The sequence below is a fragment of the Streptomyces griseocarneus genome (assembly GCF_014655595.1).
GTDB lineage: Bacteria > Actinomycetota > Actinomycetes > Streptomycetales > Streptomycetaceae > Streptomyces > Streptomyces griseocarneus.
Window position 1 is genome coordinate 350,310 of sequence record NZ_BNBL01000001.1, and the last position, 15,699, is coordinate 366,008.

13 protein-coding genes are annotated in these 15,699 nt (G+C 75.6%); 8 read left to right on the plus strand and 5 right to left on the minus strand.

What is annotated here, in order from left to right; all coding sequences use genetic code 11:
• Positions 1–681 (minus strand): helix-turn-helix transcriptional regulator (locus tag IE295_RS01455; RefSeq protein WP_190061552.1); only part of this gene is annotated, 681 nt, incomplete at its 3' end.
• A gap of 111 nt (positions 682–792) precedes the next feature.
• Between IE295_RS01455 and IE295_RS01460 the strand changes: the two genes are divergently transcribed.
• On the plus strand, positions 793–2,598 hold the full coding sequence (locus IE295_RS01460) for a protein phosphatase 2C domain-containing protein (protein WP_190061553.1): 1,806 nt from the start codon (positions 793–795) through the stop codon (positions 2,596–2,598).
• 203 nt (positions 2,599–2,801) lie between these two features.
• A complete protein-coding gene (locus IE295_RS01465) occupies positions 2,802–3,353 on the plus strand; it encodes an ATP-binding protein (RefSeq protein WP_190061554.1) in 552 nt (183 codons plus the stop codon).
• A 35-nt stretch (positions 3,354–3,388) separates the two neighbouring features.
• Here IE295_RS01465 and IE295_RS01470 read toward each other — a convergent pair whose 3' ends face one another.
• Both IE295_RS01470 and IE295_RS01475 read right to left on the minus strand, forming a co-directional pair.
• Positions 3,389–4,438 carry a DUF2637 domain-containing protein gene (locus IE295_RS01470; protein WP_190061555.1) on the minus strand — a complete coding sequence of 350 codons (1,050 nt, stop codon included), beginning with the start codon at positions 4,436–4,438 and terminating at the stop codon, positions 3,389–3,391.
• Between the two features lie 196 nt (positions 4,439–4,634).
• The gene (locus IE295_RS01475) at positions 4,635–5,453 is read right to left on the minus strand and encodes a (2Fe-2S)-binding protein (RefSeq protein ID WP_190061556.1); all 819 of its coding nucleotides are present in this window, start codon (positions 5,451–5,453) and stop codon (positions 4,635–4,637) included.
• A gap of 119 nt (positions 5,454–5,572) precedes the next feature.
• Between IE295_RS01475 and IE295_RS01480 the strand changes: the two genes are divergently transcribed.
• Positions 5,573–6,289: a GntR family transcriptional regulator gene (locus IE295_RS01480; RefSeq protein WP_190061557.1), complete on the plus strand. Its 717-nt coding sequence runs from the start codon at positions 5,573–5,575 to the stop codon at positions 6,287–6,289.
• A gap of 7 nt (positions 6,290–6,296) precedes the next feature.
• Here IE295_RS01480 and IE295_RS01485 read toward each other — a convergent pair whose 3' ends face one another.
• Together IE295_RS01485 and IE295_RS01490 are read right to left on the minus strand one after the other, a co-directional pair.
• A complete protein-coding gene (locus IE295_RS01485) occupies positions 6,297–7,079 on the minus strand; it encodes a hypothetical protein (RefSeq protein ID WP_190061558.1) in 783 nt (260 codons plus the stop codon).
• Between the two features lie 266 nt (positions 7,080–7,345).
• On the minus strand, positions 7,346–9,025 hold the full coding sequence (locus IE295_RS01490) for a PucR family transcriptional regulator (RefSeq protein ID WP_190061559.1): 1,680 nt from the start codon (positions 9,023–9,025) through the stop codon (positions 7,346–7,348).
• A 211-nt stretch (positions 9,026–9,236) separates the two neighbouring features.
• Here IE295_RS01490 and IE295_RS01495 point away from each other — a divergent pair, with 211 nt between their 5' ends.
• The 5 genes from IE295_RS01495 (at position 9,237) to IE295_RS01515 (ending at position 15,677) form a co-directional block, all read left to right on the plus strand.
• Complete coding sequence (locus IE295_RS01495) at positions 9,237–10,127, plus strand: FAD binding domain-containing protein (protein ID WP_190061560.1); 891 nt, start codon at positions 9,237–9,239, stop codon at positions 10,125–10,127.
• Positions 10,118–10,606, plus strand: coding sequence for a (2Fe-2S)-binding protein (locus IE295_RS01500; protein WP_190061561.1), 489 nt, complete (start codon positions 10,118–10,120; stop codon positions 10,604–10,606). Before IE295_RS01495 ends, IE295_RS01500 begins: the two co-directional genes overlap by 10 nt.
• A gap of 3 nt (positions 10,607–10,609) precedes the next feature.
• A complete protein-coding gene (pucD, locus tag IE295_RS01505; RefSeq protein ID WP_190061562.1) occupies positions 10,610–12,988 on the plus strand; it encodes a xanthine dehydrogenase subunit D in 2,379 nt (792 codons plus the stop codon).
• Between the two features lie 79 nt (positions 12,989–13,067).
• Positions 13,068–14,519: an NCS2 family permease gene (locus tag IE295_RS01510; RefSeq protein WP_190061563.1), complete on the plus strand. Its 1,452-nt coding sequence runs from the start codon at positions 13,068–13,070 to the stop codon at positions 14,517–14,519.
• Positions 14,520–14,555: 36 nt separating this feature from the next.
• Positions 14,556–15,677 carry an XdhC family protein gene (locus IE295_RS01515; RefSeq protein ID WP_190061564.1) on the plus strand — a complete coding sequence of 374 codons (1,122 nt, stop codon included), beginning with the start codon at positions 14,556–14,558 and terminating at the stop codon, positions 15,675–15,677.
• The last annotated feature ends 22 nt before the right edge of the window (positions 15,678–15,699 follow it).

Genomic DNA, 15,699 nt, shown 5'->3' on the forward strand with positions numbered 1-15,699 from the left:
CCCGGTCCAGCCGTGCTCGGCGGCGTGCCGGCCCAGCTGCAGCCGGGTGGTCACCCCGGCCAGCTCCATCAGGCCCTTGACCCTGCGCTGCACGGTCCGCAGGCCCAGCCCCAGCTGCTTGGCCACGCTGGCGTCCGTCAGGCCCTCCAGCAGGAGCGCGAGGATCCGCAGGTCGGCGGCGTCGGGGCCGGCCGGGGCGCGGGTCGTGCCGGGGCCGGCGGGCAGCGGAGGCCGGCCCTCGTGCCAGACGTCCTCGAAGAGGTCGACCAGCGCGTCCAGCAGCGGGCCGGAGCGGACGAGGAGCGCCGCGGACTCGGCGGTGCCGGACGCGAGCGGCAGCAGGGCCGTGCTGCGGTCGGCGATGACCAGCTCGGCGGGTATCCGGTCGACCACCCGCACCCCGCCGGCGCCCGCCCGGAGCTCCGCCGTCGCGTGTTCGACGACCGTGCGGTGCGGCACCGTGCCCGCGTCGTCCGCGACGCCGGTCCAGGGTCTGTCCGTCAACCCCCATGGTCTGCCCGTCAACATGGCGCACACTTCTTCCACCGCGCCGAGCCGCAGCCGTGACAGCCGCCGGGCGACCGCCTCGCCTCCCGTCACCACCTCCACCGCATCCCGCTCCGACGGCCATTCCCCCTGCGCCGTCTGCCGGATGGCGTTCAGACCCATGGCACCGAGCACGCCTCATCCCTCCCCATTTCCTCAGCCGTCTTCGCGGCTTCGGACATCATCCCTGGGGTGGTGTTCGCCGTGCACTCTTCCCGTATGCCCCGCAGTGTGGACAATAAGGGCATGAGTCAGCAGGGGGACCATTACGCCGAACAAGAGGACGCCTGGTGGCGCGAGTTGTACGGCAGGAGTGAGCCCGACACCGCGGGCGCCGCCACGGGCGACAGCCTCGACGAGAGATTCTCCTCCGCCTCGGCGGTGGTGGGCCCGGAATCAGCCCGTCCGCGGTCCGAGCCGCGGCGGCCGAGGGTGGCCGAGCCGCCCGGCGGGCCCCTCCTGCCGGGGCCGCCGTCCGCGTCCCCGACGGGGCTCTCGCCCGCCCTCTCGCGCGGCGTGCCCCGCCAGACCAAGCGCTGGCCGGCCGCCGGCAACGGCTCCCTGCCCGTCCCGGCCCACCAGCCGCCCGGCTTCGACGGCGGGCCCGAACTCCGCCCGCCCGCGGGCCCGGTGCCCCGGCCCGAGGGGCCGCCGCCCCCCGACCCCAGGACCCGGGTCTCCCCGCCGCCCCCCTCGTCCCTTCCCGTGCCCCGCGACGCGCGCGAGCCCCGCGACGGCGCCGAGGCGCCCGGGCCGGCCCCCGCGGCGGACGGCGCGGGCGCCGCGGACGACGCGGGGATCATGGACATCGCCGAGGTCACGGGCGTCGCCGAGACCACCGGCGGCTCCCCGGTGACGGGCACCGCCGAGGCGACGGACCCCGCCGGGACGCCGGGCATCGCGAGCGTCAAGGGCATCACCGGCACCCGGGGCATCGCCGACCTGGCCCTCGCGTCCGGGCTCCCCGGAGTCGCCGACGCCTCGGAGGCCGCCCGCGCGCCCGGGACCGCCGAGGCCTCCGAGCTGCCGCCCCCGGCCGACCGCCGGCCCGCGCGCCGCAACGGCACGCGCCTGCGGGCCGCCGAGTTCGTGGGCCGGCGCCCGCCCACCTACGAGGCCGAGCCGACCGCCTGGCCCCCGGCCGACCCCGGCGGGCTGGAGGACCTCGTGCCGGACACGGTGCTGGACGGCGCCCGCTACGGCGCGATGACCCTGCGGGCCGCCTCGCTGCGCGGCGACTCGGCCCGCTTCCGCGGCGAGCCCCGCCGGGACGCCCTGCTCACCGCGCGGTTCGGGGCCGGCGAGGACGCGCTGCTGCTCGTCGCCATGGCGAGCGGCGCCCGCGCCGCCGAGGGCGCCCACCGCGCGGCGCGGGAGGTCTGCGAGTGGATCGGCGGCGCCGTGGGGCGCAGCCACGCCCGGCTCGCCGAGGACATCCACGCCGGCCGCCGGGACGAGCTGAAGTCGGGGCTGCACCGGCTCACCGACCGCACGTACGGCCGCCTGCGCGTCCGCGCGGCCGAACTGGGCCACAGGCCCTCGGAGTACACCGCGGGGCTGCGCTGTCTGCTGCTGCCCGCCGACGTCCGCTGCCGCACGCGCGTCTTCTTCGGCGTCGGCGCGGGCGGGCTCTTCCGGCTGCGCGACGGGGCCTGGCAGGACATGGACCCCGAGCCGCGCGCGGCGGAGGCCGCGGGCGAGCTCGGGGCGGGCGGCGGGGCGGAGGCCGGGGACGCGTACGCCCCCGCCGACCGGATCACCGTGGACCTCGGCATCCCCACGCCCGGGACCACGCCGGTCATAGACCCCGACGACGTGCCCAGCGAGCCCTTCCGCTTCCGGGCCTCGGTCGGCCGCCCCGGCGACACCCTGCTGCTGTGCACGGCGGGCCTGGCCGACCCCCTGCGGGGTGAGCCGGAACTGGGCGTACGCCTGGCCGAGCGGTGGGCCCGGGAGGAGCCGCCGGGGCTGGCGGAGTTCCTCGCGGACGCCCAGCTGCGCGTGAAGGGATACGCCGACGACCGTTCCGCGTGCGCGGTCTGGGAGGTGTAGCGCGGCCTCTCCCCGGCGATGTCGCCGATCCCCGGTACCGCGGCCCCTGGCAGTTTTCCGCGCGCCGCACAAGAGGTGCTCGCATCCCGCTCGTATCACCATGTTGATGCGTCAACAGGCGTCGTTCCGCCGGGTGTGGGGCATGCATTTGCCGTGAGCGTGTTCGATGCCGGGGCGCCGGGGAGGGGTCGGGTCGGCGAGGGATGAAGCGGCGGACTGCACACTGGGCGGGCGCGGAGCGGCGTGAGGACGGGGCGGGATCGGCCGACGGCGCGGTCCGGGAGGAGGCGGGGGAGAGCGATCCCCCGGCGGCGGGGCCGCACTGGGAAAGACGGCTCCGGCGCAAGGAGTTGACGGCCGTGGCTCAGGTGCGGGCGGAGCTGCGCGCGCTGCTGGCCGGGTGGGGCGGCCCCGGGCGGGCGGAGACCGCGGAGCTCCTGGCGAGCGAGCTGGTCACCAACGCGCTGGTGCACACCGACGGCGGCGCCGTGGTCACGGCCCGGTTCGACGGCGGCCCGGAGGCCCCGGCCGAGGGGCGCCTGAGGGTGGAGGTGCGGGACTTCCTCGCCCGGCACCCGCGTGCGCCCACGCCGGGGGCCCGGGCCGAGAACGGCACCGGGCCCCCGGCCGGCGGTGAGGCCGCCACCTCCGGACGCGGCCTCCTACTCGTCCACGCCCTCGCCGACGGGTGGGGCGTCCGGGCCCACGGCGTGGGCAAGGCCGTCTGGTTCGAGCTGGACGCCCAGGAGCCCTGAGCCGACGTCGCGCGACGACTCAGGGCGGGCGAGCATCAGCCGAACTGGCGCTCGATCTGGGCGAGTTTGGCCTCCAGCGAGTCGAGCCGCGGAATGGCCTGGGTGTCGTCCTCGGCGGTGAGGTCGATGGGGTCGGGCCTGCCCACCGCCTGGAGCGGCCGGGAGCGTACCGGAAGCTGCCCCGGCTCGACTATGGAAGGCTCCGGCCCGGCTTGCGACCCGATCTGGGCGGCGGGGGGCATCGCGGGGCCGGTCACCTCGACCTGCCGGCCGGCGCGGGGACGCCCCCACACGCGGTGCTGACGGTTGTACGCCTTGATGCGGGCCCGCTCCAGCTTGCCCGCCTCCCGGCGGCGCTCCCGGTGCTGGGCGCGCTGGCGCTTGTCCTCGCGGACCTCCTCCACGGCCTCGTCCAGCGACCGCACCCCCTCCAGGAGCATCAGCGACCAGGCGCCGAAGGTCTCGCGCGGCGCCCGCAGCCATCGCACTATCCGGATCTGCGGCAGCGGGCGGGGCACCAGGCCCTGCTCGCGCAGCGCGGCCCGGCGGGTCTGCTTCAGCGCCCGGTCGAAGAGCACGGCCGCCGACAGCGACATGCCGGCGAAGAACTGCGGGGCCCCCGCGTGGTCCAGCCCCCGGGGCGCGTGCACCCAGTTGAACCAGGCCGCGGCGCCCGCGAAGGTCCACACCAGCATGCGGGAGCCGAGCGCCGCGTCACCGTGGCTCGCCTCGCGCACGGCCAGGACCGAGCAGAACATCGCGGCCCCGTCGAGGCCGAACGGCACGAGGTACTCCCAGCCGTCGGTCAGCCCCAGGTTCTGCTGGCCGAAGCCGACCAGCCCGTGGAAGGAGAGGGCCGCGGCGACGGCGGCGCAGCAGAAGAGAAGTACGTACGAGGCGCTGCCGTAGATGGCTTCCTTGCGGCGTCTGCGCTCCTCATTGCGCTCCCAGGAGTCCGCGCCGGCCGCCGTGTCCTCGGGGCCGGTCCGCCGGCCGCGCGCGTACACCGTCACCGCCACCACTGCCCCGATGAGCGCCACGGCACTGGGAAGCACCCAATTCAGCGGTATGTCGGTCACTCTCATCTTGCGTCCCTTGCATGCAGTACGGGGTTTCGCGCGCCATCCTTACGGAACCCGGCCGCATGCCAAGGGGTTTCACGGCAACTCGCCGCGAATGGACGGCAAGGATATACGGAGAGCTACGAATGAATTCGAACACCCCTCAAGGGAAAGGGAATTGGGTTCTATTCAATCCACTGGATGGAGTGGCGTGAACGCTTCAGCCGGCTGACAGCCGTGCGACGCGGTCGGCGTCGGCGGTGCGCGGACAGGTGATGCAGGTGTCCTCGGGCCGCAGTGTGTAGAAGAAGCAGCAGCTGGCGCGGTCCCGGGTGGGGAACGTCCGCCCGCCGGGCCCGGTCAGTTCGCGGAAGGCCGCGCCCCCGACGTACGGGGCCGTGGCCCCCGGCAGCAGCAGCTCCAGCTCCCGCCGGGCGCGCTCCTCCTCGCCGAGCAGCCGCCCCAGGTGCCACAGCCCCTCGGCGGTCTCGTCGGTCGCCATGCCCCACAGCGCCCGGGGGCCGCGCCGCATGCGCGGTCCGAAGGCGTCCAGCACCGGGGCGAGGTGCGCGGCCACCGCCGACCGCAGCTCCCGGCGCAGCGCCTCGTCGTCCGCCACGGTCGTGGCGCGCGGGTGCTCCGCGGCCGGGTCGCCGGGCAGGCAGCTGAACTCCCCGGCGTCCGCCGTGATCCGGCCGGTGGCCCGGTGCAGGGAGACCGCCCGCACCGGCAGCCGGGGCACGCGGCGCTCGAGGAACCAGGGGAGGGTGAACAGGAGGCAGACGTGCCAGGCGTAGCGGTGCAGGCCGAAGCTCGCCACCACGTCCGGGCGGGCCCGCAGTCCGTACTCGCGCAGCACCTGCGCCTCGTCCCAGGCGAGGTAGGCGTCCAGCTCGACGCCGCCCGCCGCGAGGCCGGCCGCCGTCACCCAGCCGTCGCCGCGGCCCGGGGGGCCGGTCATGACGGTCACCGCCGGGAGGAGCTCCGTCATCCGGGCGTAGGCGTCCGCGACGGGAGATGCGGCCGAGGCAGCAGACATGGAGGGGACCACCGAATCCCGATCGGTTGACAGGTAAGGCTTACCTTACCCGCGGCGACCGGGGTTTGAACTGGCGCACATGCCGCCTATCGTTCCACCGGAGACCAGGAGGAACCCCAATGGAGCAGGGCAGACCCCACACCGCGGTGCCGCGGGCCGCCGCCGGTGTGCCGCGGCAGGCCACGCCGGGCGCGCGGGGGGAGCACACCCACGACGAGAGCCAGTTCATCCGCCGGGCGCCGCAGCGGTACTCCGTACGGGGCCAGGTGCTCGACGCGCTCCGCAAGGCCCTCGTCAGCGGCGAGCTCGTGCCGGGCGAGGTCTACTCCGGCCCCGCGCTCGGCGAGCGCTTCGGGGTGTCCGCGACGCCCGTGCGCGAGGCCATGCAGCAGCTGGCGCTCGAGGGCGCCGTCGAGGTCGTCCCCAACCGCGGCTTCCGCGTGGCCAGCCGCACCCCGCGCGACCTCGCCGAGCTGGCGGAGGTCCGGGCCCTGCTCGAGGTCCCGGCCCTGCTGCGGCTGGCCCGCACCGTGCCCGCGGGGCGGTGGCACGAGCTGCGGCCGCTCGCCGCGACGACGGCCGCCGTCGCCGCCGGCGGCGACCGGGCGGCGTACGCGGAGGCGGACCGGGCCTTCCACGGGGCGCTGCTGGAGCTGTCGGGCAACCGCCAGCTCGCGATCGTCGCCGGCGAGCTGCACCGCCGGGCGCAGTGGTCGGGAGCGGCCGATCCGGTGACCGACGCCGCCGAGCACCTCATCCTGCTGGACGCCCTCGCGGCGGGCGACCTCGCCGCGGTCGAGGCGGTGGCCACGCGCCACTGCGGCCTGGCCCCGTAGGGAACCCCTAGGTCGCCGGGGCCGGCCGGCCCAGCCGCTCCGCCAGCCACGCCGGGACCCCGCCGAGCAGCCGGACCAGCCGCCCGGCCTCCGCGCGCAGGCGCGCCGCCTCCGCCTGGTCCGGCAGCACCGCCGCCAGGGAGGCCAGGGCCGGGGCGATGCCCACGAGGTAGCCCAGCTCCTCCCGGATGCGCAGCGACTCGGCGAAGCCGTGCCGGGCCTCCGGCAGCCGGCCGTCGTGTTCGGCCATGGCCGCCACGTGCCGCCAGGTGGACGACAGCAGCAGCCGGTGGCCGTGCGCGGTCGCGCCCGCGTGGGCGCGCTGGAAGGCGGCGGTGGCGTCGGAGGGGTTGTCCGACAGGTGCTGGGCGATCAGGCCGCGCCGGAAGTCCAGCAGCGGCCGCGTCGGGGACTTCGGCGCCAGCAGCGCGGCCGCCCGCCCCAGCGCCGAACGGGCCTCGTCGGCCCGGTCGCGTACACCCAGAAGAGTGGAGGCGTACGCGAGGTGGCCACGCTCGCAGGCCGCCGCCCCGCGTTCCTCGTCGTCGGTGGCCAGGGCCTCCGCCGCGCGCAGCGAGTCCTCCGCCGCCCCCCAGCCCTCGCCCGTGAACATGCACCGCTCGGCCAGGACCCCCGTGCGCCGCAGTGCCGGGCCCGCCTCCGTGGCCGCCCGCGGGGCGAGCAGCGCGGCGGCGTCGTCCCAGCAGGCCCGCGAGCGCAGCCGCCAGACGGCGCGTTCGAGGGGGTCGCCCCCCTCGGTGTGTGGCTCCGACAACCCAGAATTCCGCATGGCGGTGTCCGCCACAGTGCCCTCCCCAAGCGCGCCGTCGAGCTGGAAGCCTGCTCCGATCTCAGCACGAAGACCCGGGCCCGGCATAGGGTCAGGTGTGAACCAGTTCACAAACTCGGGCACCGGTCGCGCCGCCCGCGACTCCCGCCGCGAAGATTACCGAAGAACGCCGGCTCCATGAGCGGGAGTCTGCTCATGTGATAGGAGGGTGGGCCGCCTTTGCGGGCCGCCCCGGCGGGCCCCTCCGTCGGGCCGTGGCGGGCCCCTCAGCTCATGCGCAGGGCCAGGAAGAAGTCCAGCTTGTCCTCCAGGCGCGACAGGTCGCGGCCCGTCAGCTGCTCGATGCGCCCCACCCGGTACCGCAGCGTGTTGACGTGCAGGTGCAGCCGCGTGGCGCAGCGCGTCCAGGAGCCGTCGCAGTCCAGGAACGCCTCCAGCGTCGGGATGAGCTCGGCGCGGTGGCGGCGGTCGTAGTCCCGCAGCGGGTCCAGCAGCCGGGCGGTGAAGGCGCGGCGGACGTCGTCCGGCACGAAGGGCAGCAGCAGGACGTGGGAGGCCAGCTCCTGGTGGCCGGCGGCGCACACCCGGCCCGGCCGGGCGGCGGCGACGCGGCGGGCGTGCCGGGCCTCCTCCAGGGCGCCGCGCAGCCCCTCCGCCGAGTGGACCGAGGCGCTGACGCCGAAGGTCAGCCGCCCGTCGTCGGCCAGGCCCGCGGTGAGCGGCTCGCGCACGGCCGCCAGCAGGGCGTCGGCGTGCAGGCCCGCCGGCACCGATTCCTCGGTCCCGGTCAGCTCGGCCGGCAGCGGCACCAGCGCGACGGCCTCGTCGCCGGTGTGGGCGACGGCGATGCGGTCGGAGGGCTCCGGACCGGACGCCTCCGGGTCGACCAGCACCTCCTCCAGCAGCGCCTGGGCCACCGGGCCGCCGGGGATGTCGCCGTCCTCCCACTCCACCCGGGCCACCACGACCTGCCAGTGAGGGGCCGTGCCCAGGCCCGGCAGCAGCACCGGGGCCGCCACCCGCAGCCGCGCCGCGATCTCGGCGGGCGCGGCGCCCGCCTGGACCAGCTCCAGGACCTCCTGGGCCAGCCGGCGCCGCACCGTGCGGGCGGCGTCGCGCCGGTCGCGCTCGACGGCGATCAGCTGGGTGACGCCGTGCAGCAGGTCGAGCCGCTCCTCCGGCCACTCGCCGGCGTCCGCCTCGACGGCCAGCAGCCAGTCGGAGAGCACCGTCTCGCGCACGTCCCGCGCGGAGGCGGCGCGGCCGCTGCTGCGGATGGGGAAGAGGGAGTACGTGCTGCCCGCCAGGCTCACCCGGTGCGGGCCGCGCCGGCCGCCGCGGGAGGCGGCCAGGTGCTCGCCGGCGAGCGCGGCACCGACGGCGGCGGGCAGGTCGGGGCCCGCCCCGGCCAGGGACGAGCCGGCGATCTGCCGGCCGGTGGGGGACAGCACCCAGGCGCGCAGGTCCAGGTCGGAGCCCAGCAGGTCCAGGACGACCTCGGGGCCGCCGCCCGCCGGGCCGCCCGTCATCAGCCGGCGGTGCCGGTCGACCACGGCGGCCAGGTCCCCGGCGCGCTCGCTGGAGACCTGCCGCACGACGTGCTCGGTGATGGACGCGAAGGAGACCGTCTCGTGCACCGAGAACAGCGGCAGCCGGTGCCGGGCGCAGGCCTCGATCAGGTCGTCGGGGGTGGAGGCGATCTCCGCCTCGCCCGCGGCCAGCCCGGCCACGCCGGCCGCCGTGAGGATGCGCACGAACCGCTCGGAGTCGGCCGGCTCCCGCCGCCAGGCGAGGCCGGTCAGGACCAGCTCCCCGCCGGAGAGGTAGCGGCTGGGGTCGCGCAGGTCGGTGGTCATCACGCCGCGCACCGTACGGTCCAGCTCGTCCTCGCCGCCGAGCAGCCGAAGGCCCAGCGCATCGGTCTCCAGCAGTGCGCGCAGCCGCATCGTGGGTCGCCGCCGATCTGTCTTCTTGTCACCAGTGGAATGCAGTGAGGTTTCTGAACCCCGTCTTTCGTTCGAATCTACAAGACGGGGGCCCTGGCCAGCCAACCGCTTCATGTTTTCGGTGACTGCACCGGCCGGGTGAGGCCTCGCTGTACTGGCCGTGCGCCGCGTGAACAGGACATGAAACCCCCCTCTCGAGAAGAGACCCTCCATGGACTTCCTGCGCCCCGCCGACTGGGAGGAAGCGCTGGCCGCCAAGGCCGCGCACCCCTCGGCAGTGCCCATCGCGGGCGGCACGGACGTGATGGTCGAGATCAACTTCGATCACCGCCGGCCGGAGTACCTCCTCGACCTGAACCGCGTCGGCGAACTGCACGAATGGCAGACCGACGGCCCCGACGTCCGCCTCGGCGCCGCCGTCCCCTACACCCGCATCCTGGACCACCTGCGGCCCGAGCTGCCCGGCCTCGCGCTCGCCGCGCACACCGTCGGCTCCCCGCAGATCCGCAACCGCGGCAGCGTCGGCGGCAACCTGGGCGCCGCCTCCCCGGCCGGGGACAGCCACCCCGCGCTGCTGGCCGCCGGCGCCGACGTCGAGGTGCAGTCCGTGCGCGGCACCCGGCTGATCCCCGTCGAGGAGTTCTACACCGGGGTCAAGCGCAACGCCCTCGCGCCGGACGAGCTGATCAGGGCCGTGCGCATCCGCAGGGCCACCGGCCCGCAGCAGTTCTCCAAGGTCGGCACCCGCAACGCCATGGTCATCGCCGTGTGCGCCTTCGGCATCGCCCTGCACCCGGAGAACCGCACGGTGCGCACCGGCATCGGCTCGGCCGCGCCCACGCCCGTGCGCGCCCGCGTCGCCGAGGAGTTCCTGGCCGCGGCGCTGGAGGAGGGCGGGCTGTGGGAGTCCGGGGCGGCCGTACCGCCGTCGGTGGCGGCCCACTTCGCCGAGCTCGCCGCCGGCGCCTGCAACCCCATCGACGACGTGCGCGGCAGCGCCGCCTACCGCAGACGCGCCGTCGCCGTCATGGCCCGCCGCACGCTGGGCTGGGTCTGGGACGCATACCGCCACGACCAGGGGAGGGGAGCCCGGTGCGCGTGAACTTCACCGTCAACGGCCGTCCGCAGGAGGCCGACGACGTCTGGGAGGGCGAGAGCCTGCTGTACGTGCTGCGCGAGCGGCTGGGCCTGCCCGGCTCCAAGAACGCCTGCGAGCAGGGCGAATGCGGCTCCTGTACGGTCCGCCTCGACGGCGTGCCGGTGTGCGCCTGCCTGGTGGCGGCGGGCCAGGCCGAGGGCCGCGAGGTGGTCACCGTCGAGGGCCTGGCCGGCCGCTCGGGGGCGGCGGAGGGGGAACTCTCCGTCGTCCAGCGGGCGTTCGTCGACGCCGGTGCCGTCCAGTGCGGCTTCTGCACGCCCGGCCTGCTCGTCGCCGCCGACGACCTGCTCGAGCGCGTGCCCCAGCCCTCCGACGCCGACATCCGCGAGGCCCTCTCGGGCAACCTGTGCCGCTGCACCGGCTACGAGAAGATCCTCGACGCCGTGCGGCTGGCCGCCGCCCGTACCGGAGAGGCGGGCTGAACCGTGCGCGACACCACTCCCGCCGTACCGGCCCAGGCCCGCCGCACCACCGGCGGCATCGGCGAGTCCACCCTCCGCCCCGACGGCATCCCGAAGGTCACCGGCGAGTTCGCCTACGCCTCCGACCTGTGGCACGAGGACATGCTGTGGGGCTTCACCCTCCGCAGCCCGCACGCCCACGCCCGCATCCGCTCGGTCGACGTCTCCGGCGCCCTCGCCACGCCCGGCGTGCACGCCGTGATGACGCACGACGACCTGCCCGCCGCCACCCGCTACGGGCTGGAGATCCAGGACACCCCCGTCCTCGCCGACGGCGTGGTGCGCCACCACGGCGAACCCGTCGCCCTCGTCGCCGCCGACCACCCCGAGACCGCCCGCCGCGCCGCCGCGAGGATCGTCGTCGACTACGAACAACTGCCCGTCGTCACCGACGAGAAGACCGCCACCGCCCCCGGCGCCCCCGTCCTCCACCCCGGCCGCACCGACGACCACGCGCCCCACGTCGCGCACCCCAACATCGTCCACCGCCAGCCCGTCGTCCGCGGCGACGTGGCCGCCGCGAAGGCCCGGGCCGACGTCGTCGTCACCGGCGAGTACGAGATGGGCATGCAGGACCAGGCGTTCCTCGGCCCCGAGTCGGGCCTCGCCGTGCCCGCAGAGGACGGCGGCGTCGACCTCTTCATCGCCACCCAGTGGCTGCACGCCGACCTGCGCCAGATCGCCCCCGTCCTCGGCCTGCCCGAGGACAAGGTCCGCATGACCCTCTCCGGCGTCGGCGGCGCCTTCGGCGGCCGCGAGGACCTGTCGATGCAGGCCCACGCCTGCCTGCTGGCGCTGCGCACCGGCCGGCCCGTGAAGATCGTCTACAACCGCTTCGAGTCCTTCTTCGGCCACGTCCACCGCCACCCCGCGAAGCTGGCCTACGAGCACGGGGCCACCCGCGACGGCCGCCTGCTCTACATGACGTGCCGCATCGTGCTCGACGGCGGCGCGTACGCCTCCTCCTCCCCGGCGGTCGTCGGCAATGCCGCCTCCCTCTCCGCCGGCCCGTACGAGATCCCCAGCGTGGACATCGAGGCCCTCGCCCTCTACACCAACAACCCGCCCTGCGGCGCCATGCGCGGCTTCGGCGCGGTCCAGGCCTGCTTCGCCTACGAGGCCCAGATGGACCGGCTCGCGGCCGCGCTGGAGATGGACCCGGTCGAGTTCCGCCGCCGCAACGCCATGTCGCAGGGGTCGGTGATGCCCACCGGGCAGGTCGTGGACGCCCCCGCGCCCGTCGCCGAACTCCTGCGCCGCGTCAAGGCGATGCCCCTGCCGCCGGAGCGCCAGTGGGAGAGCGCCGGCGGCGCCCCGGACGTACGGGCGCTGCCGGGCGGCCTGTCCAACACCACCCACGGCGAGGGCGTCGTGCGCGGCATCGGCTACGCGGTCGGCATCAAGAACGTGGGCTTCTCCGAGGGCTTCGACGACTACTCCACCGCCCGGGTGCGGCTGGAGGCCGCCGGCAGCGAGGTCGTGGCCACCGTGCACACCGCGATGGCCGAGGTGGGCCAGGGCGGCGTCACCGTCCACACCCAGATAGCCCGCACCGAGCTCGGCGTCGCCCGGGTGGTCCTCCACCCCGCCGACACCCGCGTCGGCTCCGCAGGCTCCACGTCCGCGTCCCGGCAGACCTACGTCACCGGCGGCGCGGTCCGCCGCGCGTGCGAGAAGGCGCGGGAGGAGGTCTTCGAGCGGGGCCGGGCGCGGTTCGGCACGTACCACCCGGCCTGGGCGACGGCCGAGCTCCTGCTGGAGGGCGGCAAGGTGGTCACCGACGGCGGCGAGGTCCTCGCCGACCTCGCCGACGTGCTCGGGGACGAGGCCGTCGAGGCCGAGGTGGAATGGCGGCACCGCCCCACCGAGCCCTTCGACCCGCACACCGGCCAGGGCTTCGGCCACGTGCAGTACTCCTTCGCCGCGCACCGCGCCGTCGTCGAGGTCGACACCGAGCTCGGCCTGGTCAAGGTCGTCGAGCTGGCCTGCGCCCAGGACGTCGGCAAGGCGCTGAACCCGCTGTCCGTCGCCGGGCAGATCCAGGGCGGCACCACCCAGGGCCTGGGCCTGGCGGTCATGGAGGAGATCGTCGTGGACCCGGTGACCGCCAAGGTCCGCAACCCCTCGTTCACCGACTACCTGATCCCCACCATCCTCGACACCCCCGCCATCCCCGTCGACATCCTCGAACTCGCCGACACCCACGCCCCCTACGGGCTGCGCGGGGTCGGCGAGGCCCCCACGCTCTCCTCGACGCCCGCCGTCGTGGCGGCCGTCCGCCAGGCCACGGGCCTGGCCCTGACGCGGGTGCCGGTGCGGCCGGAACACCTCACGGGCACCTGACCCCCACAGCGTCACCTCCGTTTCGTCTCGGGCCGTCCCCCGGGTCGTGCAGCCCCCACCGGACCCTGGAGCAGGCACCATGACCCATGCACCCGTGAGCCACCGGACGGCACCGGACCCGGGTTCGCCCCCGCCCGCCAGGCAGTCCTGGCCGGACCGGTACTTCCACCTCACCGACCGGGGGTCGACCGTCGCCCGCGAGGTGCGCGGCGGCATCACGACCTTCATGGCCATGAGCTACATCCTGCTGCTCAACCCCCTGATCCTGTCCGGCCCGGACGCGGCCGGGCACACGCTCGGCCGGGCCGCCCTGATCACCGCCACCGCCTTCGCGGCGGCGCTCTCCACGCTGCTGATGGGCCTGATCGGCCGGGTGCCGCTCGCGCTCGCGGCGGGGCTCGGGGTCTCCGGTGTGATCTCCACCCAGGTCGTCACCCAGCTGACCTGGCCGCAGGCGATGGGCCTGTGCGTCCTGTACGGCGTCGTCATCATGCTGCTGGTCCTCACCGGGCTGCGCGAGCGCGTCATGAACGCCATCCCGCAGGCGCTCAAGCACGCCATCACCATGGGCATCGGCATGTTCATCGCCCTGATCGGGCTGGTGAAGGCGGGCTTCGTGCACGCCGCGACGTCCGGCGGCCCGGTCACCCTGGGGCCGGCCGGCGAACTGGCGGGCTGGCCGGTGCTGCTGTTCTGCGTCACCCTGCTGCTGATCTTCATGCTGCAGGCGCGCGAGGTCCCCGGCGCGATCCTCATCGGCATCGTGGCCGGCACGATCCTCGCCGTCATCGTCGACGCGGTGGCCGACCCCGGCCCGAAGACCTGGCAGAACGGCCGGCCCGCGCTCGAGTCAGGCGCGGTGTCCATGCCGGACTTCTCCCTCTTCGGCCAGGTTCAGTTCGGCGGCTGGGGCGCGGTCGGCGGGGTTACCGTCGCGATGATCGTCTTCACTCTGGTCCTGGCCGGCTTCTTCGACGCCATGGCCACGATCATCGGCGTGGGCACCGAGGCGGGCCTGGCCGACGAGCGGGGCCGGATGCCGGGCCTGAGCCGGGCGCTGCTCGTCGACGGCGCCGGCGGCGCGATCGGCGGGGCGGCGGGCGCCTCGGGCCAGACCGTCTTCGTGGAGTCGGCGACCGGGGTGGGCGAGGGCGCGCGGACCGGCCTGGCGTCCGTCGTCACCGGCCTGCTCTTCACCGCCTGCCTGTTCTTCACCCCGCTCACCCGGATCGTGCCCGGCGAGATCGCGGCGGCGGCACTGGTGGTCATCGGCGCCATGATGGCCGGCCAGGCCCGGCACATCGACTGGACGGACCGGGCGGTGTCCGTCCCGGTCTTCCTGACCGTGGTGCTGATGCCGTTCACCTACTCCATCACGGCCGGCGTCGGCGGCGGCGTGATCGCCTACACGGTCATCAAGGCCGGCCAGGGCCGGTGGCGGGAGCCCGGCGCCTTCCTGTGGGCCCTGACCGTCGTCTTCGCCGGCTACTTCGCCCTGCACCCCATCGAGCACTGGCTCGGCGTGAAGTGACGTGACGCAAAGAGGGACGCAAAGGAGAGCGACGCTGTGCTGGACATCGCCGAGGAACTGCACCGCTGGTGCGAGGAGGGGCGCGACGTCGCCGTCGCCACGGTCGTGGCCGTGCGGGGCAGCGCGCCCCGGCAGCCCGGCGCCGCCCTCGCCGTCGACGCCGGCGGCACGGCGGCCGGCTCCGTCTCCGGCGGCTGCGTGGAGGGCGCGGTCTACGAACTGTGCCGCGAGGCGCTGCGCACCCGGCGGCCGGTGCTGGAGCGGTTCGGCTACTCGGACAGGGACGCGTTCGCGGCCGGCCTGACGTGCGGGGGCGAGATCGACGTCCTCGTGGCGCCGCTGGACGCCGTACCGGCCGCGGCGCTGCGGGCGGCGGCGCACGGCGAGACGGTGGCGCTGGCCCGCGTGACGCAGGGCCCGCCCGGCACGCTGGGGCGCGCCCTGCTCGTGCGCCCCGACGGCACCGCGCACGGCACCCTGGGCGGGGAGGCCGCCCTGGACCGCGCCGCGGCCGCCGAGGCCCGCGCCCTGCTGCGCGCGGGCCGCACGGGCACGGTCGGCCTCGCCGGGACGGGGCTGCGGCTGCTGGTCGAGTGCAGCGTGCCGCCGCCCCGCATGCTCGTCTTCGGTGCGATCGACTTCGCGGCGGCGCTGGTCCGGGCGGGGAAGTTCCTCGGCTACCGCGTCACCGTCTGCGACGCCCGCCCGGTCTTCGCGACCGCCGCCCGCTTCCCGGAGGCCGACGAGGTCGTCGTGGACTGGCCGCACCGCTACCTCGACGGCCAGGACCTCGACGCCCGCACGGCGGTCTGCGTCCTCACCCACGACGTGAAGTTCGACGTGCCGCTGCTGGAACGGGCGCTGCGGCTCCCCGTCGGCTACGTGGGCGCCATGGGCTCGCGCCGTACGCACGAGGAGCGGCTGGAGCGGCTGCGCGAGGCGGGCCTGGGCGAGGCGGAACTGGCGAGGCTGCGCTCGCCGATCGGGCTCGACCTGGGGGCCCGTACGCCCGAGGAGACGGCCCTGTCGATCGCCGCCGAGATCGTCGCGGTCCGGCGCGGCGGCCCGGGCGGCCCGCTCACCGGCGGGCGGACGCCGCTGCACCACGACGAGCGGCCCGCCGGGGCCCGGGGGACGGCCGTGGGGTGCGCTGTGTAAATATTCGTCGCACTCTTGTTCC